The sequence below is a fragment of the Micromonospora chokoriensis genome (assembly GCF_900091505.1).
GTDB classification, from domain to species: Bacteria; Actinomycetota; Actinomycetes; order Mycobacteriales; family Micromonosporaceae; genus Micromonospora; species Micromonospora chokoriensis.
Genome location: NZ_LT607409.1, coordinates 44,570 through 67,491, shown reverse-complemented (window position 1 = coordinate 67,491; position 22,922 = coordinate 44,570). Strand labels below are relative to the sequence as shown.

Genomic DNA, 22,922 nt, shown 5'->3' with positions numbered 1-22,922 from the left:
GGACCGGCGCAGAGACGTCGGGCGACTCAGAGCGCCGGGCCGGCCCCACCACTGGGTACGGGTAGCGCGCTGCCCTTGACGAACGCCGACCAGCTCAGGCTCCACGCCGTCCAGCCGTTGCCGGCGGCGATCTTGCGCTCGGTGCCCTTGATGGTGATCGGGTCACCGATCCGGGTCTTCTCGAACAGCCACCTGGCGTTGACCATCGACACGTTCACGCAGCCGTGCGAGACGTTCTGCCGTCCCTGCACGTGCTCCGACCAGGGTGCGGCGTGGATGTACTCGCCACCCCAGGTGAGCCGTTGGGCGAACTGGATGTCGGTGACGTAGCGGTTGGCCGGGTCCGGGTCGTCCCGGGTGTCGAAGACCGTGGCCTCCTTCTTCTCCATCACGACCATGGTGCCGCTGGACGACGGGGTGCTCTTCTTGCCCAGGCTCACCGGGATGGTGCGGACGACCGCGCCGTTCTCGTACACCGTCATCTTCTTGCTGGCGTTGTCGACCTTCATCTCGAACGACCGGCCGATCTTCGCGGTGGCCTTGCGGTCCACGTCCCCGTACTTGCCGTTGCTCAGCGGCATGCCCGCGATGGCGATCCGCACGCTGATGGTCGTGCCCGGTTTCCAGTACTCCGGGGCCCGGTAGTAGGCCTGCGTGCCGTTGTCGACCCAGTGCCACGCTCCCGGCTGCGGCGGGTCGGTGCGGACGAACATCCGCTTCTGCACCGCCGCCCGGTCCTTCTTCGGGATGCCCGGGTGGAACTCGGTGACCACCGGCATGGCCACCCCGTAGCTCTTGTCGTCGAAGAGGTACAGGCCCGAGCCGATCATCGACTTGGGCTTCGCCATCGTGGTGAAGCTGCTGGTGCCCTGGCTGCTCGTGCCGTCGGCCCCGCTCGCCGTCAGCGTGGCGGTGTAGCGGGTGCCCCATTTCAGCGGGGTGGACGGCACCCAGGCCGAACCGTCGGTGCGCAGCTTGCCCTCTACCGTGCCCCCGCCGTCCGCCGTCAGGGTGACGGCGGACACCTTCCCGCCGTCCGGGAGCTTCGCGCTGATCTCGGTGCTCACCGGCCGGTTCTTCGTGCCGTCGGCCGGGCTCAGGGCGAGCGTCGGCCCGCTCGGTGTGCTCGGCGTGTTCGGGTCCGGACTCGTCGACGAGCCCGGCGCGGCGCCCGGGTCGGCCGCCGACGTCCCGCCGACGAATGCCGGCTTCTTCTGCTCGTCGCCACATCCGGTCAGTGCCAGCGACGCCGCCAGAGTCAGAGCGCCCACCACCGCTCCGGCTCGCGTGAACCGTGCCATTCCCACCTCTGTTCTCGCGTACCTGGCGGACATCGTGCCGCATCGACGCCGCAACCCACGCCCCCGGCTTCAGCCGGTGCGGCAGTTTGGTGCATTTTGTCGGCAAAGCTCGACCGAAGGGGGGAGCCGGGTAACCGAATTGGAGCCCGGGTTGGAGGGGTGCTAATGTTCTCTCCGTTGCCGACGAGCGCCGCTAGCTCAACTGGCAGAGCAGCGGACTCTTAATCCGCGGGTTCGGGGTTCGAGTCCCTGGCGGCGCACCAAAGATCAAGGCTCTGACCGGTGGTTCCCACCTGGTCAGGGCCTTTTTCGGGTACGGACCGTGGTTCGGCCTGGTTGCTGCCCGGACTCGCTGGGACCGGTCCCCGACAGAGCGTCCGACGATCGGCCCCCGCGCCCCTACAGTCCGCACCATGAGGTGGACGGTGCGACTCGCGGCCACAATTTCCGTACTGCTCACCGCCCTGGCGACCGGCGCGGTGAGCGCCGCCGCGGCGTCCGCCGACGGCGGTCTCGGCCTGGCCCTGCGGCCCGGCCAGGCCGACTACCGGTCCGGCGACCAGGTCCGCCTCGACCTCACTGTCACGAACACCACCGGCGCGGCGTGCGCGCTGCCGACCAGCGCCGTCGGCACCGTCCAGGTGACCGGGGTACACCTCGACGGGCGCGAACTCACGCCGACGCTGGCCCGCAGCTTCCACGACGACGGCATCGGTGCCGCCGCCACCGCAGGGCTCACCACTGTGAAACCCGGTGCGACCACCACGGTGAGCCTGACCGGCGTACGCCTGCACGACGGCGCGGTGCTGCTCCGCTCGGTGGCGGCGACCCCGGACGGCGGCGGCCTCGACACGTTGTGGCCGGTCGGCGCCCCCGGCCGGTACGAGGTGACCGCCGGCTACCTGCCCCTGCCGGTGACCGGCGCGACCGGCCTCTGCGCGGGCGGAACCACGCTGCGGACGACCACGTTCACCGTCGCTGACGGCGACGGCATGGCCGATCGGCGCTGGGTGTGGCTTGCCGGCGGAGCGCTGCTGCTGGCGCTGCTCGCCGTCGCTGTGGTGGTGGTCCTGAGGCGCAGAAGCCGCCGGCCGACCGCCGCCGCGCTGGCGCTGCTGCTGGCGACCGTCGGCGCGCTGGTCGTCGGTGGGCCCCGACCGGCCCGGGCCGACTACGCGGTGGACCCGACCGGTGGCGTACCGGTCAGCGGCGTCGACTTCCAGGGCGCTGTCGACGCCTGCCTCAAGGGGTTCGCCGCGCCCGGCGGCGACCCGTCCGGCCTGCTCCCGCGACTGCGGGACACGAAGTCTCCCCGGGTGCGGATCATCCCGACCACCGGCGGCTCGGGCGCGTTCGAGACCCCGGACAGCCCCGACGGGAAGGGCTCCTCGACGGTCACCTGGAACCCGACCTCCGTCGAGCCGTACGGCGACGGCGTGGCCCGGGACCCCTGCGCCGCGCTGTACCACGAGCTGAACCACGCCGACGACATCTCCCAGAACAAGGTTCCGCAGGGCGACTGCGGCAGCACCGAAAGCCGTACGGCCGAGGTGAGGGCGACCCTCGCGGAGAACCGCTACCGGGCGGCGAAGGGCCTGCCACCGCGCACCGAGTACGACGGGAAGACGCTGCCGAAGAACCTCGACGAGTGCAAGAAACCGGCGAAGAAGAAGCCTCCGCAGAAGGGGCCGGTGAAGCTCTGTGAGGAGGGCGCGAACTGCGGCGGCAGCAACGGTGACCCGCACCTCGTCACGTTCGACCGGGTGGCCTACGACTTCCAGGCCGTGGGCGAGTTCACGCTGGTCACCGCCACCGGCAACGACCCGCTGGAGGTGCAGGTCCGGCAGGCGCCGATGGCGGGCACCCGGACCGCCTCGGTCAACTCGGCTGTCGCGTTCCGGGTCGGCACGCACCGGGTGGCGCTCACGCTCACCGACGGCGGCACCCGCGTACACGTCGACGGCACGCCGGTGGCCGCGCCGCCGGAACGCACCGACCTGCCCGGCGGCGGCACCCTCACCCGCCGCCCCTCCGACACCGCACCCGCCGACGGGTACGACGTGACGTGGCCGGACGGCTCCGCGGCGGCGGTGGACCAGATCGGCCACTACGGCTACCGGGTGTTGGTCAAGCTCGCCGACGGCCGGGCCGGGAAGGTCCGTGGCCTGCTCGGCGACTTCGACGGTGACCCGGCCGACGACATCGCGCCCTCCGCCGGGACCGCGCTCACCCAGCCGGTGCCGTTCACGCAGCTCTACCCCGCGTACGCGGACAGCTGGCGGATCACCCCGGACCGCTCGTTGCTGCACTACGACGACGGGCAGGACACCGGCACGTTCACCGACCGTGCCTTCCCCGAACGGGAGGTCACCGTCGACGACCTCGACCCGGCCCGCCGCGCCACCGCCGAGCAGATCTGCCGGTGGGCCGGCATCACCGCCCCCGCCCAGCTCGCCGAGTGCGTCTTCGACGTCGCGGTCAGCGGCCGCCCCGAGTTCGCGGTGGCCGGCGCCACCACCGAGCAGGTCGTCCCGCCCGCCGCCACACCGATCACGGCCGTACCCGTCGCAACCGCCAGCCTCACCCCCGGCGGAGCGCCACTGACGTTCCCCGGCCGGGCCGGGGACGCCGTCTTCGTCGACGTCACCGCGCCCGGAATGGTCAACCGCTGCTCGCCGTTCGCGCTCACCGACCCGACCGGGCAGGACATCGGGGGTGGCTGCGCCATCAACGGCGTCGGGTACGTCGACCGCGTCGACCTCACCACCACCGGCACGTACGCCGTGCGGGTCACCGCAGCCCCCGGCGACACCGGACGGGCAGCCGTCCGGGTGTACGTGGCCCGGGACGTCGACGGCACGCTGCAAGCGAACGGCCCGGAGGTCACCGCGACACTGGATCATCCCGGCGCGCGGGCCCGTTACCGGTTCACCGGTCAGCAGGGTGAACGCGTCTTCGTTGAGGTGCCCACGAGCACACTTCCCCACCAGTGCTCGCCGCTGGAACTACGCGACGCCGAGGACCGGCTGCTCAGCAGCGGCTGCGTGATCAACGGCGTCGGCGAGATCGACGGCACGCTGCTGCCCACCGACGGGACGTACACAGTGGTGGTCGACCCGACCGGACGCACCACCGGCGCCACCACACTGCGCCTGGTCAGCAGCCGCGACCAGGCGGCGACGATCACCGTCGGCGGTCCGCCGGTCGTCGCCACCGTCGAGCGACCCGGCGCGGTCACCACCGTCCGGTTCACCGCCAGCGCCGGTACGTCGGTGAGTCTGACCGCGACCGCCTCCGACCTACCCGACCAGTGCGGTGTCCTGGAGCTACGCGCCCCCGACGGCAGCCCGATCACCAGCGGCTGCGTGATCAACGGGGCCGGCGACATCGAGCCGACGGTGCTGCCGACCTCCGGCACGTACACGGTGGTGGTGGACCCGTCCGGGGGCGCGACCGGGCAGGTCGCGCTGACGCTGACGTGAGGTGGACCCCTGCCTGTTCGGGGCGACGTGCGCGACGTGCTAGCGTCTCGTCCCGTTGCCGGCGAGCGCCGCTAGCTCAACTGGCAGAGCAGCGGACTCTTAATCCGCGGGTTCGGGGTTCGAGTCCCTGGCGGCGCACCAACGATCAAGGCTCTGACCTGGCGGTTCACACCGGGTCGGAGCCTTCTTCGTTGTCGGGTCGGATGGCGGTCGCTCGGTGGGTGCTCGGGAGCTGGTGCACCGGGGCGGCGTTGCCGGGACATGTGGTTGTTCCGTGGATGCCTGCGCTCAGCGGGCAGCATCGGCGACCCGCGGCGGGTGGTGGAGATGACCGCCTGGCGAACCCGCGACGAGGCCGAGGAGGCGGTCTTCGCCTGAGTTGACGGCTGGTACGACACGCGCCGCATTCAGGCTTGCTGGATCAGCCATACGCGGGGTTCGGCATCGTGGGCGGCGCGCTGCGCCCGTGACAGATGAGTGTCATGGTCAGCCTCCTTTTGTTCGGCCCGCAGACCATCTGCTCTGCGGGCCGATCGGGTCGCCGTATTGAAATAAGACAGGAAAGGCCCCTACCGAAGAACGGTGAGCTCAGGTAGGGCCTCGTTTGCGACCCGGGATCGGTTAGCCGGCGACCACGGCTCGGAGCTCGACCAAGGTGACATATCAAACTTCGTCGACGCCATCGCATGAAATCCGGCGACTCGGCCGGAATGGTGGTGAGCCCGCGGCGGCGTTATGGGTGTGCGGAGAACATCAAGGCATTGACATGGATTGGGCCTTCGGGCACACTTTCCGCAGTCGCCTCGGCGTAGACGGTGGCCCATTGTTGCAGGTTTGTTTCTGAGTAGTAGACGTAGCTGAGTCCGCATCCCCACAACGGTGGTGGGGAATGCGTAGATCCGCGTATCAATATCTGGACATCGACGGTTCTTTTGCCTGCCAGGCGTTCCCGCGTGCCTGCCGGCGGTTTTCTTCCGCTCGTGCGTCCCGGTCTCGACTCGCCTCTGAAGGTCGGGTGTCGTAATCGTGGCCGATACGGTTGATCCCGGCCCAGATGGTGGGTCGGCCCATTCGTTTTCCCATGGATCGGAGAGCTAGTGCGCATCGCCTTCCTCACCACAACTCAGCATGGTCACCTCAATCCGTACATTCCGGTGGTCAATGCGCTCCAAGCCGCCGGCAATGAGGTGGTGCTGCTGTTGGTGTCGGCGGACGGTGGCGCGCTCGGCGAGCAGCGTCGCCAGGCCCTGGGCGCGGCGGAGATCCGCATGGTCGGGCAGGTCCACATGGCGCCGTGGAGCGACGATCCGGCAAAGATCGGTCCGATGCTCGAATCGTCACCGGTGGCGGACCAGGTGGCTGATGCGCTGCGGGCCACGGCGCCGGACTTCGCGCTGCTCGATTCGCTGCCGGTACTGGCGGCAGCGATGGCCGGGGCGCAGGCGTCCGGTGTGCCGTACGGAATGATCTGGGCAAACCTAGGCGGAGTATGCCCGAAGGAGCGTCGGCAAGGTCGCTGGCTGTACGACGAACAGGTTGGCGACTATCTGACCAGGCGCGGGGTGTTGTGGTCGACCCGGACTCATTCGGCGCGTTCGCCGATTCTCAATGTGATGCCGACGATTCCCTCGCTCGTCGGGGATGAGGCGGTCACCGACGACGGCGTGCAGCTGGTCGGGTTGCCGGGTGCGGCAGGCAAACGCGGCGACGAGGTCGTCTTTCCCGGCCTGGAGGAGATCGACCGCGGCCGTCCGCTGGTGTTCGTCTCCTTCGGCACGATCTTTTTCCGGCGGCCCGACCTCCTCCGCACGGTCATCACGGGGGCGGTGAAGACCGGTGCGCAGGTGATTGCCGCGGTGGGGGATCTCGCCGAGGAACTCGCGCTGCCCGCTGACGTGCTTACCGCCCCGTACGTGCCACAACGTGAGGTCCTTGAGCGCGCCGATGTGTTCATCACCCATGGCGGCTACAACTCGGTGGCGGAGTCGATCCGGGCGGCGACACCGATGCTGGTGATCCCGCTAGCCGTGGATCAGCCGATCCAGGCGTACTTCGTGGAAACCGCGGGCTTCGGGACGGCATTGGAGCCGGCCGACGTCTCCGAACAGGCGGTCGCTGACGCTGTCACCGATCTGCTCGATCCCGGCCGGGACTACCGGGCGCGGCTGCGCGCGGCGCAGCCCGAGTGCGGCGATTCCGCCGCGCGCACGGCGGAACTGGTCATCAGCGCGGGCGAGAAGCTACAGCGAAAGGGGGAGCAGTGACGATAGAACTGCAACGGCAGGTGGACGACCGGATCGTTTTCGATGATCTTGAGAGTCTCTCATTCCGGGTGGACCGCCGGGCCTACACCGACGACGACGTGGCCGCACGGGAGATGGCCAAAATCTTCGATCGCTGCTGGTTGTACGTCGGGCACGAATCAGAGGTGCCCGCGCCGGGCTCCTACGTGTCCCGTGACGTCGGGGGGCGCCCGGTGGTCATGGCGCGCGGCTCCGACGGGGTGATTCGAGTGTTCGCCAACAGCTGCCCGCACCGCGGGGCCCTGATCTGCTCGCAGTCAGCCGGGCAGGCCAGATCGTTCCGGTGCCCGTACCACGACTGGACATTCTCCAACCAGGGCGACCTGGTCGGAGTTCCGCTTCCGGACGGGTACGGGCCAGGCTTCCGCAAGTCCGACTTCAGCCTGGCGCGGCACCGTAGCGACAGTTACCGGGGTTTTGTGTTCGCGACCTTCGATCCTGAGCAGCCACGCACCTTGACCGAATATTTGGCGGGCGCGACGGAGTACCTCGATCTGATCGCCGACCAGTCCGCAGTGGGAATGGAGGTGATCCAGGGTGCGCAATTGCACGGGGCTCGGGCCAACTGGAAGCTCATGATGGAAAATAGCGTCGACATCTACCACTTCCGTGCCCTGCACAAGCGTTACGTGAGCTACATCGAGTCGCTCGGGACAATGGCACCGCGACGACGAGGCGGATTCGCCCGCGCTCTCGGACGGGGGCATGGCGCCAATGAGTTGGTACCGGCGGCAGCCCGACCGCTCGCCTACTGGACGCCGATGTTTCCCCCCGAGGTCAGGTCACGGATGGAGGCGACGGCCGCACGGTTCGTCGAACGGTTCGGCGCCGAACGCGCCCAACGGATCACCGGCGCCAACCGGGCGTTGATGATCTTCCCCAATCTGATGATCATCGACGCGATCGGGATCACCATCCGCAAGATCGACCCGGTCGGTGCCGGCCAGATGTCCATCACCTCAGTCGCGCTGGCCCCCAAGGACGAGGATCCGGATATCCGGGAACTGCGTAAGAGTCACTACCTGACCTTTCTCGGTCCCGCCGGCTTCGCCACCCCCGACGACATCGAGATCATCGAGTCCTGCCAGCGGGGCTACCTCAATCGCACGCTCCGCTACTCGGACCTGTCACGCGGTATGGCCAAGGAGGTCCCCGAGACCACCGACGAACTCCCCGCCCGCGAGTTCTGGCGGCAGTGGGACCGGCTGATGCACGACGACGACGATCACGAGGAAGCTCAACACGTCACTCAGCGGGCCGCGAGGCAAGGGGCGCAACGGCGATGACCACCGACACGATCAATACCGAGCCGGCGGTCGACGCGACGGCCCAGATGCGGTTGTGGCACCGGGTGAGCCAGTTTCTCTTCCGTGAGGCGCGGCTGCTCGACGAGTGGCGCCTGCGCGAGTGGTACGACGAGATGCTGACCGACGACATCCGCTACACCGTGCCGGCCACCGACGTCCGGGGCGAGTCGGCCGATGCGCTCGGGCTCATCGACGACAACGCCGCCCGGCTACGCCAGCGGATCGAGCAGATCCTCAACGGCGAGGTGTGGTGCGAGAATCCCCTGTCGCGGACGAATCGGATGATCAGCAACGTGGAGATTCTGGCCGATCGGGGCACGCACCTCGATGTGGCGGCGAATATCGTCGTGTACCGGTTCGGGCACGGGCGCTCTGACTCCTACGTCGGAAAATGCCGGCTCGAACTCGCCGTTGAGGGGGAATCGTTCCGGGTCCGGAGACGTGTCGTGGTGCTCGACCACGAGAGTCTCTACGAACACGGGAAGCTGAGCATCATCCTCTGAGGTCGGACAGAGACACGGCCCTCCGCACACAGCTTCGGCGCAGGGGTGGGTCCGCATCAGGCTGCGCCGCACCTGCCGCGCTGACCGGTGCCGTCGGTGGCGGCGGGGTCGGCTGTGCCGTAGTGACCCTCCTCGATGTATACCGACATCTGCGCCCGCGCCACTGCTCGTCGCCGTCGTGGCGTCGTGGGAATTCGCCACTGTCCGACCGGCCACCTGGCAACACGAAGGAGTGATCGATGAACCAGCCGCTTGCCCGACATGAGCGGGGTGAGGCCATGTTCAAGCACGTCTTCGGCCGCGAACCCCGCCCAGGCTCCTACCCCGATTTCCTGCAACTCACCATCGACCACCTGTTCGGTGAGATCTGGACCCGCCCGCACCTGAGCGTCGAGGATCGCGAATTGATCGCGCTGACCGCGGTCACCCTGGCCCGGACCGACTGGGAGCTGCGCGGCCACATCGGTGCCGCCCTGAACCTCGGGATGCCACGAGAGAAGATCGTCGAGATCATCATCCAGCTCGCCTACTACGGGGGATGGCCGGTGGCGAACAACGGGCTGCGCATCGCTCAGGAGGTATTCGCCGAGCTCGACACCAGCACGGACACCGACCATGACCAGTGACCCTGCTCCCCTCGACCCCGCCGTCAAGGTCGATCTCTGGCGGCAGCGGTTCTTCGAGGCCCAGGCGGCCGCCGAAGAGTTCATTCTGGGCATGCACGGCGATGAGGGCGTGTCCGCGTGGATCCAGGCGAACTCGCGGATCACTGCGGACCTACTGCAATCGCAGCGGCCCGCCGGAGAGTCGGCCGCCGTTCACTTCATGACCCGGCTCCAGCGCCAACTGCTGCTGTACGACTCGGCAGTGACCAGTGAGCCTCAGCCGGATGGCACCGTCCTGCGCAACGCCGAGTGTGGGATCCTGCGGTACCGCAAACAGGCCGCCGGTGCCGGCGTCAAACTGACTTTCACATCACCGTGCCCGTACTGTCAGGAACTCAACACCGCCATTGCCGCCCGCTACGTCGAATCGGACGTCACCGTGTCGTGCGAACAGGCAGGTGACGGATGCACCTGGCGCGCGGAATCCCTCCACGCTTCAGAGAACGGCGCAGCCGGGTCACCTGACCGCGGTGGAACAGCGGACTAGACCGACAGCAGCGCCGTCGGTCGTCGGCTGTCGGCCGGCGGTTCACCATCGAACTTCCCGCGTGGGGGATTCCGGTTTCTGCTCTGAGATGGAGCCCGTAGATGAAGGCCTCAGTGATTGTGCCGACATTCAACTCGTCCGTGTTGCTGGACAGGTGCCTTCGCACGTTCCGTGCACAGATTCTGGCTGTCTCCGACTCCCTCGAAGTGCTCGTCGTCGATGATGGATCGACCGATTCGACCGCAGAGACGGTGCAGCGTCACGTGAGCGCGGACTCCCGGTTCCGCTACCTGCATCTGCCTCGTTCCGCAACATCCTCCAGAAGTGCCGCAAGAAATCGCGGTGCAGAAGAAGCGACCGGCGAAATCCTGATTTTCGTCGACGGCGATCAACTGGTTCCGCCCACCTTTGTCGATCGGCATCTCCGTCACTACCGAGTTATCTCCGCGAAGAAGGCCGCCATCGGCTTCCGGAAGTATCTGCGGTTTCCGGGAGCGTTCAACGATCGTTTTGTGGAAGACGGAAGCGAGGAATTTCTTGGCGGCATAATAAAGAGCGACATCAGGCTGGACCTGCTGAGTCGACTGAGCGGCACCGGCGGCGGTCTGAAGACATCCTGGCATCTGTTCTTCACCTGCAACGTCTCTGTTCCAAGCGTCGACTACAAGCGCGTCGGTGGATTCAACGAGGAATTTCGGGGATGGGGCCTGGAGGATTCCGAGTTGGGGTACAGGCTGGAGCGCTCCGGCACGCAGCTCGTCTTCGACGAAGAAAGCTTCGCCTACCATCAAGGGCCACCTCTGCGCCCCAGCAAGCCTGTCTACGAGGGCTGGCTGAAGAACTTGAGCCTATTCATCGCTCTGCACAGGGAGGCTCCCGAGGTGATCTTGCAGGCCATGCTTGCGCCAATCTTCAACCCCGCCGTCGGCGCCAACTGGATCGATCTCTACGAGCAGTTCGAGATGTGCACGAGGTCCACCCCCGCGGCCTCTCCCGGGGCGCGTGTGGAGGTTGCGGACGGCGAGTTCTCCGTTCCTGTCGCCTAGGCGAAGTGGGGCGGACGGTTCCGATACTCATCCATCAACGTGTTCGCCTACATCTCAGCACGTCGTGCGCAGGGCTCTGCCATGCGCCGACAGGGTTCACAGCCGCACGGAAGGCGCCTGGTGATGACGATGCACGACAGGTCTGTGTGGGCGGAGCTTGTGCACGGTCACAGATCGCGCCTCGGCGGGCGAATGAGAATTCTGCACCTGGTGCCCAAGGCCGGCTGGTCGCTGGTCTCGTCCGCCGTGATGATCCAGATCGCCGCGGGGGTCCTGCCGGTCGCGTTCATCCTCGCCACCTCGGCCGTGGTCGCCCGGGTGCCGGACGCGGTAGCCGGCGGGCTCGGGTCGGCGGCCTGGAGCGACCTTCGGACCAACCTGATCCTCGCGGCGACCGCGTTCTTCGGAGTGCAGCTGCTGCTGCCGGTACAGGAACTGCTCGGCAACCTGATCCGCCGCCGCCTCGACGATCTCGTCCGTGACCGGTTGATGGCGGCCTCCCAGGCGAGCAGCGGTGTGGCTGTCATGGAGGATCCGGAGCTGCTCGATCACGTCGCCGACGCCAAGGACCGGCTGCGGACCGAGATGTGGTCGCCGGGTGCCGCTGGTGCCGGTCAGATCGCGCTGATCTCGCGGTACCTGCAGACCGTGCTCGCCGCCGGGGTCACGTCGGTCGTCTTCGTGTGGTGGGCCGGGCCGGCTCTGCTCGTCGCGGCCCTGACGATCCGTTTCGGCTACCGACTCGGCCTGTCGGTGTTCACCGAGGTCTTTCGGAGCACCGCTCGGCTGCGGCGCCGCAGCGAATACCTCCGCACCATGCTGCTCCAGCCCGCAGCGGCGAAGGAGTTGCGGGTCTTCGGCCTTCTGCCCTGGTTGAAGCAGGAATATACGACGGCCGCCATGGACGCCGTGCTCCCGGTCTGGCGGGCCCGGCGCCGGCTGTTCTACGGCCCCTACATACTCTACGTGTTTGTCGCCTTCGTGCTGCTGGGCGCGCTGCTGACGGGAGCGGCTCAGGCAACGGCGGCCGGACTGCTCGGCTTGGGCGGGTTGATACTCGTATTCCAGGCGTCCCTGGCCGCCATGAGGATCGGCGGGTTCATCGCCGAGTCCGATGTGGCGACCGAGCAGGGCCTCAATGCCTACCGGTCGGTGGAGCGGATCGAGAGGATGAGCGAAGCCGACGCCCGCACCACCGAGAGCGGCCGGGGTGATCCGGCTGGACTGCCCAGGACGGTGCTGCGATTCGACAAGGTGTCCTTCGCCTACCCGGGCGGCCTGCCGGTGTTGACCGACCTCGATCTCACCATCGAGGCAGGCCGGTCGCTGGCGATCGTCGGCCTCAACGGCACAGGCAAGACGACCCTCGTGAAACTGTTGGCCCGGCTCTACGAACCGACGGCCGGAGCGATCACCGCTGACGGCGTCGACATTCGGACCTTTCCCACCACGGCGTGGCAGCGCCGGGTTGCCGCGATCTTCCAGGACTTCACCCACTTCGAGTTGCCGGTGCGCGACAACATCGCTTTCGGCGCGATCGAGATGCTCGCGGAGCCGAAGCGTGCCGACAAGGCGGTCCGGGCCGCCCTGGAGAAGGCCGGGGCGGCGGATTTCGTCGACCATCTCCCCCGCGGCCTGGAGACTCCACTGTCGCGGCGATACGCCGGCGGCGCCGAACTGTCCGGCGGGCAGTGGCAGCGCATCGCGATCGCCCGTGCTCTCGTCGCCGTCGAGGGTGGCGCCAGCATTCTCGTCCTCGACGAGCCGACAGCCAACCTGGACGTGCGGTCGGAGGTGGCGTTCTTCGAGCGGTTCCTCGACCTTACCCGGGGAGTCACCAGCGTTGTCATATCGCATCGGTTCTCCACGGTGCGCCGTGCCGACCGGATCGTCGTGCTGGAACACGGTCGCGTCGTCGAGCAGGGCACTCACGAAGAGCTGCTCGCCCTCGACGGTCGCTATGCGGAGCTGTTTCGGCTGCAGGCCGCACGGTTCACCGAGGAAGAGGTAGGAAGCGGTGAATAAGGTACTGCGCAGTGTCGGCGCGACGCTGGCCTCGGCGTGGCGGCTCAGCCCGGGAAGGCTGATCACCGCCGCCCTGTTGATGATGCTCGGCGCCGTGAGTGGACCCCTACTGGCGCTTTTTCTGGGTGTGGCGGTCGACGCGGCCCTCGACCGGCGGACCGATGTCGCGGTCTGGACGGCGGCGGTGGCCGCCGTGAGTGTCCTGCTCAGCTTGACGATGGAGCACTTCGCCCACATCTTCTTCTTCGAGCTCGGTGATCTGCACAAGCAGGACACCGAACGTCAGCTCGGAGACCTGGCGCACGGACCGGTCGGGCTGGCGCTGCACGAACGGCGGGACGCCGCAGATCGCTTCGAACTGCTCCGACAGCAGTCGTGGACGCTGGGCCAGAGCGTGCAGACCGTCCTGACGATCGGGGTGCTACTCACCCAGATCGCCCTGACCGCCCTGCTGCTTGCCCGCATCGAGCCGTGGCTGCTCCTGCTGCCGATCTTCGGCGTCCCCCCGCTGATCGCCGGGCGGCTGGCCGAGAAGCGACTGGAACGTGCCGAACTCGCGACCGCCGAGTCGACCCGCATGAGCTGGCACCTCTTCGATCTGGCCCTCAGCTCGACCGCCGCCAAGGAGATTCGGCTCTTCGGGCTCGGCGGAGAGCTCCGCCGCCGCCATGGGGCGGTCCGCCGTGAGGTGGACAGCCGATTGCGCCGGGCTGAACTCGCCGGCGCTGCCCTGCGGCTCACCGGTCAGCTGATCTTCGCTCTCGGATACATCGGCTCCATCGTCCTGGTCGTCCGCGCCGCTATCAGCGGCGAGCGCACCGTCGGCGACGTTGTCCTCGCCATCACGCTGGCCGTGCAGACCAACGCGCAGGCTGCCGGCGCCGTCGCGCTCGCCCAGGCGCTGCAACGCAACGCCCGCGCCTTCGGCTGGTTGAGTTGGATCCGCGATGCCACGCCGCCGGAACCCGGCCCGCCGGCTGACCAGACACCGCCCGCCGTCCTCACCGACGGCATCGAGTTGCGTGACGTCGCGTTCCGCTACCCGGGCACCGACACCGACGTGCTGCAGGGCCTCAGCATGCGCATCCCTTCCGGCACGATCGTCGCTATCGTCGGCGACAACGGTTCCGGCAAGTCCACCCTGGTCAAGCTGCTCTGCCAGTTCTACCGGCCGACCGCAGGCGAGATCACCATAGACGGCGCCGACCTGCGACGGCTCGACCCGCTGGGCTGGCGCCAGCGGATCTCCGCCAGCTTCCAGGACTACATCCGGCTGGAGCTGCGGGCCAGAAGCAGCATCGGCCTCGGTGACCTGCCTCGACTCGACGAACCGGGCGCGGTGGAGCGGGCAATCCGGCGAGCAGACGCGGAGGGGGTGATCGACCGGCTGCCGATCGGCCTGGAGACCTACCTTGGCAAGTCCTACGACAACGGCGCTGAACTGTCGGGCGGGCAGTGGCAGCGCATCGCGTTGAGCCGGTCGATGATGCGCGACGATCCGCTGCTGCTGTTGCTCGACGAGCCCGCCGCCGCCTTGGACCCACTGACCGAGCACGCCTTGTTCGCGCGGTACTCCGACGCGGCGCGTGACGTGGGGATCCGTACCGGCGGCGTCACCGTCTTCGTGTCACACCGGTTCTCGACCGTTCGGATGGCTGACTTGATCCTGGTCGTGTCGAACGGACGGATCGCAGAGTCCGGCAGCCACGACGAGCTGCTGGCGCTCAGCGGGATGTACGCCGAGTTCTTCAGCCTGCAGGCGGACGCATATCGCTGATCATCGAGGCTTCGTCAGATCGGCGGCGGTGGTCGTCATTCTCCGTCATTTCGAGACGTGTCGAGGGTCGGTACGGCCACCGCGATGGTCGGTGAGCAGGCGGGGCCTCTCGTCGCCCGACGCCGCGGGCGGATCGGTCCGGCTTGCCGGGTCGTCCCCGCAAGCCGGACCCAGATCACCGGAGCCGGCGGATGTGTTCGTCGACTCCGCGCAGCGCTCGCCGCCATGGGGTGCTGGCCTGGGTTCCTGGCAGGGACGCCAGTTGGCGACGTGCGCCCCGCCCGGCGATCGGTCGGTCGACGATCCGAAGCAGATCGTCCAGGTGATCCAAGGGCGATTCCGCGGCGACGGTAACGGCATCATCGATGCGTACGTGCGGCACAGGCCACCGGGAAATCGCCGCTACGCCGGCCGTGTCATCGGTCGCCGGCCCGGCTGGTGGTGTGGCGGCGGGTGGCGGGTCGAGTGGGGGTGGACCCGGCCGGCCGGGTCCACCCCGCGTGTCACGTCCCGGCGGGCTGGCAACCGGCCCGCCGTTCCGACTACTCGGACTTGCCGAACGCGTCCACGCCGGTCAACTCGGCCGACAACGCCCAGAGCCGCTCGGCCGCCTCGCGGTCGGCGGGGCCGTCGAAGGTCTTGACCACCGTGCACGCCTGGCAGTAACCACCGCCCGCGTCCGCCAGGCGCGGTGACGTCGCGGCCCAGACCTGGGTCGCGGCGCCCTGCTCGGGTGCCCGGAACTCGGGCAGCAGTGCGGTGCCGTTCTCGTCGATCCAGCCGGCGCCGACCATCTCCTCCTTGGAGAGGTGCCGCTGCAACGGGGTGAGGATGTAGCCGGGGTTCACCGAGAAGGCCCGCACCCCGGCTGCCCGGCCCAGCCTGTCGAGTTCGGCGGCGAAGAGGATGTTGGCCGACTTCGACTGGCTGTACGCCGCCCACTTGTCGTAGCCGTTCTCGAAGTGCACGTCGTCCCAGTTGATGCGCGGGGTCTCCCCGGCGCCCGAGGCGACGACGACGACGCGCGCGCCGCCGTTTGCGGTCAGCGCCGGCCAGAGCCGGTTGACCAGGGCGTAGTGCCCCAGGTGGTTGGTCGCGAACTGAGCCTCCCAGCCCTCGCCCACTCGGGTCAGCGGGGTGGCCATGATGCCCGCATTGTTGATCAGGATGTCGATGGGGCGACCCGCGTCGAGGACGCGGTCGGCGAAGTTCCGGACGCTGCCGAGGTCGGCGAGGTCGAGTTCGTCGACCTCCACGCCGGCGATTCCCGCGACCGCCTCCCGCGCGACGTCCGTACGGCGGGCCGGAACGAGGACCCGGGCGCCGGCGGCGGCGAGGGCGCGGGTGGTCGCCAGGCCCAGGCCGGAGTATCCGCCGGTGACGATGGCGAACCTGCCGGAGAGATCCATGCCGGCGAGTACCTCGGTCGCTGTGCTGTCGATCCCGAAACCCAGGTCGTCAGGCTGATCAGAAAGAGTCATGTTCAACTTTCCGGTCGGGCACCGTTACTGCTGGCGCGTGGGGTCAGGCGGGGTTCTCGACGCGGTAGAGCCGCTGCGTCATGCGGGGGAACAGCAGACCCTGCAGAATGCCGATGCTGGCTGCCACCGCCGAGGTGAGCGTCACCAATAGGTGAAGCACCGTGAATTGTAGTCCAAAAAGGATTCCGTGGTGACGATAGGCGTAGCCGTAGGTGCGCTTGTCGAGCCCGATGCTGATCCCGGTCAGCACCGCGGCGGCGAGGAGGGCCCAGGGACCGAGGAGCACCGACGAGACCAGCGTGATCACCGCCGCGAGAAGGAAGGCGCTGCCCAGTGCCCGATATCCGGTTCCGGCACCGCCCGGAAGCTTGTTCAGTCGCAGCCAGTTCGGCGCGCCGAGCCGGGTGCGGTTGAACACCTTGGTCAGCATCACCCGCATCGTGCCGTCGTGGTCGTGTCGTCCCCGGATGGTGGGTACGGCTTTGACCTCGTACCGGGCGTTGAGCCGGAAGCCGTAGTCCTGCTCCTCGGTCCAGCGGAGTCGGTCGTTGAACTCGCCGATCTCCAGGAACGTCTCCTTCTTTATCGCGAAGAGAGCCGAGTGCAGACCCGGGATGGCGCCCTCGACCTCGCAGAACCAGACGTACTGCTGGATGGCGCGGTAGCGCTTGACCAGGCTGTCGGGAAACATCGGCTCGGCCCGGTACATGCCGCAGATCGCACCGAGTCGCGGCTCTTCCCGCAGGTGGTCGACCGCCCGCTCGACCGCGTCGGGATCGAGCGCGACGTCGGAGTCCACAAAGAACAGGACCTCACCCTTGGCGTGCCGGGCGCCGAGGTTCCGCGCAGTGGAGACGCCGCTGTTGACCGGCACCTGCAGCACCGTGACGTCGAGCGCCCTGGCGATCGCCACCGAGTCGTCCGTGCTCGCGTCGTCGGCCACGATCACCTCGACGGCCGGGTAGGTCTGGTTCTTCGCCGCTCTGATGCACTCGCCGATGGTGCTGGCGTAGTTGTAGTTCGGAATGATCACGGAGACGAGTGGCTGTTCATTCATCGGGCTCCAACCTTTCTTTGTTTCATCGGTGTTGCCGTGTCGCGGTGCGTCCGCGAAGGGTGGTGAAGAGAACCTCGTACGCGTCCAGCGACGCCGCCACGGAGAAGCGCGCCCGTGCCGCCCGGGCCTTCTGCTCCTTCCAGGGCCGCGGTACCGCCGCCAGTTCGGAGATGGCCCGTTCCAGCGCTTGTGGATCCCGGGGCGGAACCACTCGGCCGAATCCGGTCGCGGCCACGGGGTAACGGTTGCCGGGAAGATCGGTCGTCACCGACGGGATGCCGCTCATCATCGCCTCGGCCAGTACGGTGCCGAACGAACTGGCGACCGCCGGCAGCGCGAACACGTCGACCGAGGCATAGAAGTCGTTGACCTCTCGGCCGCGCAGCTCGCCGAGGATCCGAACCCGACTGTCCCGATCGATCTCGGACTGCACCGCCGTCAGATCGCCACCGGTCACCTCGTGGTAGTTGCCCGCGATCAACAGCCGGGCGTCGGGGTCGGCGATCCGCTGGAAGGCCCGGACCAGGTAGCCGATGCCCATGTCCGCCACGATCCGGCCCAGGAAACCGACGTGCAGGCCGCCGGTCTCCCGGTATCGGGGCTCACCGCCCCGCCGGTCCAGGCACGGCGGCGCGATCGGGGTGAAGTTGCGGTTGCGGATGACCGGCCAGAACCGCGAGGCGTGTGCCTGGTCGTGGCTGCTCGCCACCACGGCGGCGGAGCGGCGGATGGCCGCTCGGGAGGAGACGTCCGAGGCGCGCGCGAAGGCCCGGCCCGACCAGCCCGCCGGCAGGTGCGGGTCGCTGTGCAGCATGCTCACCACCGGTACGCGGCGGGCCAGCGGTATCAGCAGGGCCGCCGCCGGCATCGGCAGGTTGAGGTGCAGCAGCGACGACTTGCGCGCCAGCTGGCCGGCCAGGATCGGGTAGCGAGGGGCGACGATCGCCCGGCTCGCCCGCATCAGCACCGGGGAGCGGTAGATGTCCACCCCGCCGACGGTGTCCCGCAGCGGCAGCTCGGGATCGTGCTGGGCGGTGACGACGGCGACCCGCCAACCCCGATTGGCCATTCCCTCGGCGATGCTGCGTGCGGTCTGCGTGAATCCGCTGACGTACGGCTCGTAGTGGGTGGCCGCTAGCGTCAGATCGTATTTCCTGTCCGGCATGGGTACCGCATTCTCTGAGGTATCGCTACGGCCGACTGCCTAATACCTGAGGACATTAGTGGTTCGCCTGTGACCATTTTCTTGGCGATTTCTTGGGGGCCGGTGAACCGGCATTCGTGTGCTCCGGACCCATCGCCACCGCCACCGTGGGCACGGCAGGAGGTGCCGCCGTCCGTCGCCGCCGGATGATCGCCGCGGTCACCAGCAGACCGACCCCCGCGGTGGCGAGTTCGCTCAGCGTCACCACGACCCGGCTGACCAGCGCCACCACCCCGGCCACCGGAACCGGCAGGATGACACTGAGCGCGGCCGTGACCACCACCTCCCGGACGCCGATGCCGTCGGGAGCGAAGACGGCGATCACCCCGGCGACCGCGCCAAGGCCGAACGCGCCGAGGCAGAGCGGCAGCGCACGCAGCGGCGGCGCCCCCATCGCCACGGCGAGGACCCACAGGTGGGCGCCCCCGATCACCCACGCCAGCAGCTGGGCGACGACCGCCTGCCGGATGCCGGTGCCGCAGATCGCCGTCGACGGCTCCGGACGGCGGCGCAGCCGGCCGAGCAGGGTCGCGGCCCCGCCCACCAGACCGGGGCGGACCAGGACCGCGGCCACCGGCAGAACGGCCAGCAGGAGCCAGCCGGACGACGCGCCGAACACCTCCGGTCCGGCGGCCAGCCCCACGGTGGCGCCGGTCAGCAGGCTCACCACCAGGGCCAGCAGCCAGGCCGCGCTCATCCGGCCCGCCGGTACGCCGACGGCCCTGCCCATCTCGACGCTGACCAGGAAACCCATCACCTTGCCGGGCACGTACTTGACGAACTGTCCGAAGTAGAAGATCCGGGCCGCGTCCACGGCGGCGACCCGCTCCCCGACGCCGGCGAGCATGGCCCGCCAGGAGACCATCGTGGCGACCAGACCGGCGGCATTGGCCAGGACGGCCAACGCCGCCATCGTCACGACGAAGCCGGGCCGTTGCCCGCGTAGCGTGCCGGCGACCGTGGACCAGTCCTGACCGCGCAGCGCGAGCACGATGAAGACCACGGTCACCACCAGCAGCAGGCCCATGAGGACCCGGCGGGCCACCGAGCGCCAACGCTTCCGGGGCATGGCGGTCACTGTTGCGGCGATTCCCGGGAAGGCCTGCGGTGCGTCCAGTTCCTTTGTTGACACGCGGCACCTTCTCCGATCGTGAAAGGAATCGAGCTGGTGGCTCACGTTAACCGCGAACCGCTTGCTTCTTCCTTGTCCGACAGTTCGCCGGTCATTTCTCCCTCCGGCCCGGCGAAGCGTTCCCGGGCGTACAGCCGCAGCAGTTCACCCATTCGGTAACTGCCCGGCGTCGAGGTCTCCAACAGCTGCGCGTCGACCAGACGCTCCAGGATGCGTTCGGTGTGTGCCTCCGAGCGGGCGAGCACCCGGGCGGCGGTCGACCGGCTGAGTTCCGTCATCGGCGACGTGCCCAACAACTTGAACGCCTCGGCGATGGCGCGCTCGGAGCGGTCCGGGCTGCCGGAGAGACGGTCGTAGGAGCCGGCCATGCTGGCCCGCAGGCCGACCCCGTCGAACTCGAGATTGTCCAGCCGGCGGCGCTCGTCGGCGAGTCGGTCGCGCAGCTCGGCGAGCGGCCATCCGGGGCGGGCCACGAGGCGGGCACCGACGATGCGCAGCGCCAGCGGCAGGCACTCGCACCACTCGGCGATCGCGGTCGCGGCCTCCGGCTCCGCCGCCACCCGTTCCGCCCCAACCCAGTGGCTCAGCAGCGCGATGGCGTCCGGGACGGTGAGCGGTCCGACGCGCAGCTGGCGCACGTCGCTGAGCCCCGCCAGCGGCTGACGGCTGGTCACCAGCGTCGCGCAGCCGGCGCCGCTGGGCAGCAGTGGGCGCACCTGGGCGGCGTCGACGGCGTTGTCGAGGACCAGCAGCAGCCGACGGCCGGCGACGACCGAGCGGAACAGGGCCGCGGCCTCGTCAACCTGCTCCTGGTCGCAGTTCATGCTGACCCCGAGGGCGCGCAGCAGCCGGGCGAGTGCGTCGACCGGCGTCAGTGGCTCGGCGTCCGCGCTGGTGCCACGCAGGGCGATGTACAACTGGCCGTCCGGGTACCGGCTGGTGAGCTTGTGCGCGGCGTGGATGGCCAGGGTCGACTTCCCCACCCCGGCGGTTCCGTAGATCGACACGACCGGGGCCGAGTCCTCCGTGCTGGGGGGGTTCAGCCAGCTCAGGATCGGTGCGAGGTCGTCGTGCCGGCCGGAGAATCGGGCGATGTCGGCGGGCAGCTGCCGCGGCACGTGCCGGATCGGGGTGGAGACCGGGCCGACGTTGCCCGGGTACGGCTCGTCGAGTTCGCCGCGGAGTATGGCGACGTGCAGGTTGCGCAACTCGGGGCCGGGCTCGGCGCCGAACTGCTCGACGACCTGCGCGCGGGTGTCGACGTAGTACTGCAACGCCTCGGGGGTACGTCCCATCGCGCAGAGCGCCCGCATCTGCAGCGACACGAGCGGCTCGGCGAGCGGGTACGAGCCGAGGACCCGGGCCAACCGCTCGGCCACCGCCTCCGGGCTGCCGAGTCGCAGCTCCTCGGCGCCCCAGGCACCAGCCAAGCTGATCAACTGCGATGCCACGCTGCGCCTGACCCGGTTGGCCCAGTCACTGGCCAGGGTGGCGAGTGGATCCCCCCGCCACAGGTCCATCGCCTCGCGCAGTGCGGCGATCCGCCTCTCGTCGCTGATCCGCGTCGCCGCGCGGCCGGTGTCGATGAGACGGTTCAACCGGTGCAGGTCCACCTGTTGGCGCTCGACGTCCAGCACGTAGCCGTCCCCGTGGCGACTCAGTCCGATGGGCTTGCCGGAGCCGTCGTCGACCTGTGCCAGGGCCCGGCGCAGCCGAGCGACGTGGGCGTAGAGGGCGCTGCGGGGCGCCTCCGGAGCCGCCGGCCCCCACACCCGTTCGGTCAGGGTGTCGATCGACACCGGCGTACCGGCGTCCACGGCCAGGGCCGCCAGGACCGCGCGACGCTGCCGTGGCCCCACATCCAGCGGGCCACCTGCTGACTCCACCTCGATGGGGCCCAGTAGTCGGATCCTCACATGCTCTCCCCGTCATCACGTCTGACGACGGCCGGCGTACTAGTGGACGCCGGCCGGTGTCCGGTACCTCTGTCGGAAGCGCGCGTCGAGCACGTAGCGCATGCCACCACTCAACGCGCCCGCGGAAATCGCGAGACTGTACAGAAAACTGAGGAGCGCGCTCGGCGGGACCAGCCGCCAGCCCGCGGTGCGTCGGACGTAGTTCAACAGGGGGAGGTCGACGCCGATGAACCACGTCAGGAAGGCGACCGGAACGGCCGCCAGGTAGGGGGAGACCAGTACCAGGGGGAGGCTGGTGGTGGCCAGGAAGGCGGCCGCGACCTCGGCGGGCCGGTGGGTGGCCTCCCGCTCGGGCTTCAGCTCGCGTTGCTTGAGGACGAGGGGAACCAGTGAGCCGGCCCGCCGGTAGAGCTTCCGCAGGATCAGGGACAGCTGGTCGTCGTCGTCGTGGTACCCGACCACGGACAGGGTGCGGGTGACCGGGTGGTGCTCCGCGATCCGGAGGCTGAACTCGTGGTCCTCGTTGGCGTACTGGCCGCGCAGCCGCTCGTCGAACGCCCCGATGTCGTCGATGACCCAGCGGGGCACGGCGCCGCTGGCGAAGTGGCCGGTCCGAGCCGGCCCGAGCTTGCGGGTGGCGCGGTAGTGGCCGTAGAGCACCTGCACCCACTCCACCACGCCGTCGTCGACCAGGGGGCGGTCGCCGTAGACCCCCCAGACGGCTCCGTAGGACGGGTTCTCCTCGAAGATCTTCACGGCGTTGGCGACCGCGTCGGGGGCGAGGGCGACATCGGAGTCGAGGAAGAAGAGGATGTCGCCGCTACTTGCGGCTATGCCGCGGTTGCGGGCGGGGCCGGCACCGACATTTTCGGTCAGTTCGATGAGTGTGCAACCGAGTTTTCTGACGATCTCCGGCGTCTCGTCCGTGCTGGCGTCGTCGACGACGATGACCTCGACCGACGGGTGGGTCTGGTGCAATGCCGAGAGCACGCTCAGGGCGATGGTCTTCCGGCTGTTGTGACAGGGGATTACCACTGACACCAGTGGCGTCTTGGCGGGCTTCATTGATGCTCCTCGGGCAGGTATTCGGCTGCGCTGGGAGGTGGACGACGCACCTACTCGTCGGTTTTCTCGTCGTCGAGAAGACCCGTCGACCACCTTAGTGCCTGATTGACATCGGTAGACATCCATCGATCGGTTTCATGCTCGTTAAATGCTCGGGATGGCCTGCCACCG

The 22,922-nt window shown here is 68.7% G+C and carries 16 protein-coding genes and 2 tRNA genes; 11 read left to right on the top strand and 7 right to left on the bottom strand.

What is annotated here, in order from left to right:
• Positions 1–26 precede the first annotated feature (26 nt).
• Positions 27–1,301 (bottom strand): L,D-transpeptidase, encoded by a 1,275-nt coding sequence (locus GA0070612_RS00290; RefSeq protein WP_088986073.1) that lies wholly within the window; start codon positions 1,299–1,301, stop codon positions 27–29.
• 187 nt (positions 1,302–1,488) lie between these two features.
• Here GA0070612_RS00290 and GA0070612_RS00285 point away from each other — a divergent pair.
• The 11 genes from GA0070612_RS00285 (at position 1,489) to GA0070612_RS00235 (ending at position 14,896) form a co-directional block, all read left to right on the top strand.
• Positions 1,489–1,564 (top strand) — tRNA-Lys (locus GA0070612_RS00285).
• A gap of 150 nt (positions 1,565–1,714) precedes the next feature.
• Positions 1,715–4,783 carry a VWD domain-containing protein gene (locus GA0070612_RS00280; protein ID WP_088986072.1) on the top strand — a complete coding sequence of 1,023 codons (3,069 nt, stop codon included), beginning with the start codon at positions 1,715–1,717 and terminating at the stop codon, positions 4,781–4,783.
• Positions 4,784–4,848: 65 nt separating this feature from the next.
• Positions 4,849–4,924, top strand: a tRNA-Lys gene (locus GA0070612_RS00275).
• Between the two features lie 956 nt (positions 4,925–5,880).
• Positions 5,881–7,047 (top strand): nucleotide disphospho-sugar-binding domain-containing protein, encoded by a 1,167-nt coding sequence (locus GA0070612_RS00270; RefSeq protein WP_088986071.1) that lies wholly within the window; start codon positions 5,881–5,883, stop codon positions 7,045–7,047.
• On the top strand, positions 7,044–8,372 hold the full coding sequence (locus GA0070612_RS00265; RefSeq protein ID WP_231924411.1) for an aromatic ring-hydroxylating oxygenase subunit alpha: 1,329 nt from the start codon (positions 7,044–7,046) through the stop codon (positions 8,370–8,372). Before GA0070612_RS00270 ends, GA0070612_RS00265 begins: the two co-directional genes overlap by 4 nt.
• Positions 8,369–8,896, top strand: a complete 528-nt coding sequence (locus GA0070612_RS00260; protein WP_088986069.1) for an aromatic-ring-hydroxylating dioxygenase subunit beta — start codon at positions 8,369–8,371, stop codon at positions 8,894–8,896. Before GA0070612_RS00265 ends, GA0070612_RS00260 begins: the two co-directional genes overlap by 4 nt.
• A 239-nt stretch (positions 8,897–9,135) precedes the next feature.
• Positions 9,136–9,522, top strand: coding sequence for a carboxymuconolactone decarboxylase family protein (locus GA0070612_RS00255; protein ID WP_088986068.1), 387 nt, complete (start codon positions 9,136–9,138; stop codon positions 9,520–9,522).
• Positions 9,512–10,048 carry a hypothetical protein gene (locus GA0070612_RS00250; protein ID WP_088986067.1) on the top strand — a complete coding sequence of 179 codons (537 nt, stop codon included), beginning with the start codon at positions 9,512–9,514 and terminating at the stop codon, positions 10,046–10,048. Before GA0070612_RS00255 ends, GA0070612_RS00250 begins: the two co-directional genes overlap by 11 nt.
• A gap of 101 nt (positions 10,049–10,149) precedes the next feature.
• Positions 10,150–11,094, top strand: a complete 945-nt coding sequence (locus tag GA0070612_RS00245; RefSeq protein WP_088986066.1) for a glycosyltransferase family 2 protein — start codon at positions 10,150–10,152, stop codon at positions 11,092–11,094.
• A gap of 192 nt (positions 11,095–11,286) precedes the next feature.
• Positions 11,287–13,119 carry an ABC transporter ATP-binding protein gene (locus GA0070612_RS00240; protein ID WP_157742385.1) on the top strand — a complete coding sequence of 611 codons (1,833 nt, stop codon included), beginning with the start codon at positions 11,287–11,289 and terminating at the stop codon, positions 13,117–13,119.
• Positions 13,112–14,896, top strand: coding sequence for an ABC transporter ATP-binding protein (locus tag GA0070612_RS00235; protein WP_197699277.1), 1,785 nt, complete (start codon positions 13,112–13,114; stop codon positions 14,894–14,896). Before GA0070612_RS00240 ends, GA0070612_RS00235 begins: the two co-directional genes overlap by 8 nt.
• Positions 14,897–15,438: 542 nt before the next feature.
• On the opposite strand, the gene GA0070612_RS00230 is transcribed toward GA0070612_RS00235, so the two are convergent.
• From GA0070612_RS00230 to GA0070612_RS00205, 6 genes are read right to left on the bottom strand one after another with little or no spacing between them, the layout of a single operon-like run.
• Complete coding sequence (locus GA0070612_RS00230) at positions 15,439–16,377, bottom strand: oxidoreductase (RefSeq protein ID WP_088986064.1); 939 nt, start codon at positions 16,375–16,377, stop codon at positions 15,439–15,441.
• 43 nt (positions 16,378–16,420) lie between these two features.
• A complete protein-coding gene (locus GA0070612_RS00225) occupies positions 16,421–17,434 on the bottom strand; it encodes a glycosyltransferase family 2 protein (RefSeq protein WP_088986063.1) in 1,014 nt (337 codons plus the stop codon).
• A 22-nt stretch (positions 17,435–17,456) separates the two neighbouring features.
• Positions 17,457–18,599 (bottom strand): glycosyltransferase family 4 protein, encoded by a 1,143-nt coding sequence (locus GA0070612_RS00220; RefSeq protein ID WP_088986062.1) that lies wholly within the window; start codon positions 18,597–18,599, stop codon positions 17,457–17,459.
• Positions 18,600–18,654: 55 nt separating this feature from the next.
• On the bottom strand, positions 18,655–19,770 hold the full coding sequence (locus GA0070612_RS00215) for a lysylphosphatidylglycerol synthase domain-containing protein (RefSeq protein WP_157742384.1): 1,116 nt from the start codon (positions 19,768–19,770) through the stop codon (positions 18,655–18,657).
• A gap of 41 nt (positions 19,771–19,811) precedes the next feature.
• The gene (locus tag GA0070612_RS00210) at positions 19,812–21,686 is read right to left on the bottom strand and encodes an AfsR/SARP family transcriptional regulator (protein WP_088986060.1); all 1,875 of its coding nucleotides are present in this window, start codon (positions 21,684–21,686) and stop codon (positions 19,812–19,814) included.
• A gap of 39 nt (positions 21,687–21,725) precedes the next feature.
• Positions 21,726–22,751: a glycosyltransferase family 2 protein gene (locus tag GA0070612_RS00205; protein ID WP_157742383.1), complete on the bottom strand. Its 1,026-nt coding sequence runs from the start codon at positions 22,749–22,751 to the stop codon at positions 21,726–21,728.
• Between the last annotated feature and the right edge of the window lie 171 nt (positions 22,752–22,922).

Excerpts from the sequence above, each read along its gene's own strand:
- GA0070612_RS00290 (WP_088986073.1), bottom strand. The coding sequence starts at position 1,301 with ATGGCACGGTTCACGCGAGCCGGAGCGGTGGTGGGCGCTCTGACTCTG.
- GA0070612_RS00280 (WP_088986072.1), top strand. The coding sequence starts at position 1,715 with ATGAGGTGGACGGTGCGACTCGCGGCCACAATTTCCGTACTGCTCACC.
- GA0070612_RS00260 (WP_088986069.1), top strand. The coding sequence starts at position 8,369 with ATGACCACCGACACGATCAATACCGAGCCGGCGGTCGACGCGACGGCC.
- GA0070612_RS00255 (WP_088986068.1), top strand. The coding sequence starts at position 9,136 with ATGAACCAGCCGCTTGCCCGACATGAGCGGGGTGAGGCCATGTTCAAG.
- GA0070612_RS00250 (WP_088986067.1), top strand. The coding sequence starts at position 9,512 with ATGACCAGTGACCCTGCTCCCCTCGACCCCGCCGTCAAGGTCGATCTC.
- GA0070612_RS00245 (WP_088986066.1), top strand. The coding sequence starts at position 10,150 with ATGAAGGCCTCAGTGATTGTGCCGACATTCAACTCGTCCGTGTTGCTG.
- GA0070612_RS00240 (WP_157742385.1), top strand. The coding sequence starts at position 11,287 with ATGAGAATTCTGCACCTGGTGCCCAAGGCCGGCTGGTCGCTGGTCTCG.
- GA0070612_RS00230 (WP_088986064.1), bottom strand. The coding sequence starts at position 16,377 with ATGACTCTTTCTGATCAGCCTGACGACCTGGGTTTCGGGATCGACAGC.
- GA0070612_RS00225 (WP_088986063.1), bottom strand. The coding sequence starts at position 17,434 with ATGAATGAACAGCCACTCGTCTCCGTGATCATTCCGAACTACAACTAC.
- GA0070612_RS00220 (WP_088986062.1), bottom strand. The coding sequence starts at position 18,599 with ATGCCGGACAGGAAATACGATCTGACGCTAGCGGCCACCCACTACGAG.
- GA0070612_RS00205 (WP_157742383.1), bottom strand. The coding sequence starts at position 22,751 with ATGAAGCCCGCCAAGACGCCACTGGTGTCAGTGGTAATCCCCTGTCAC.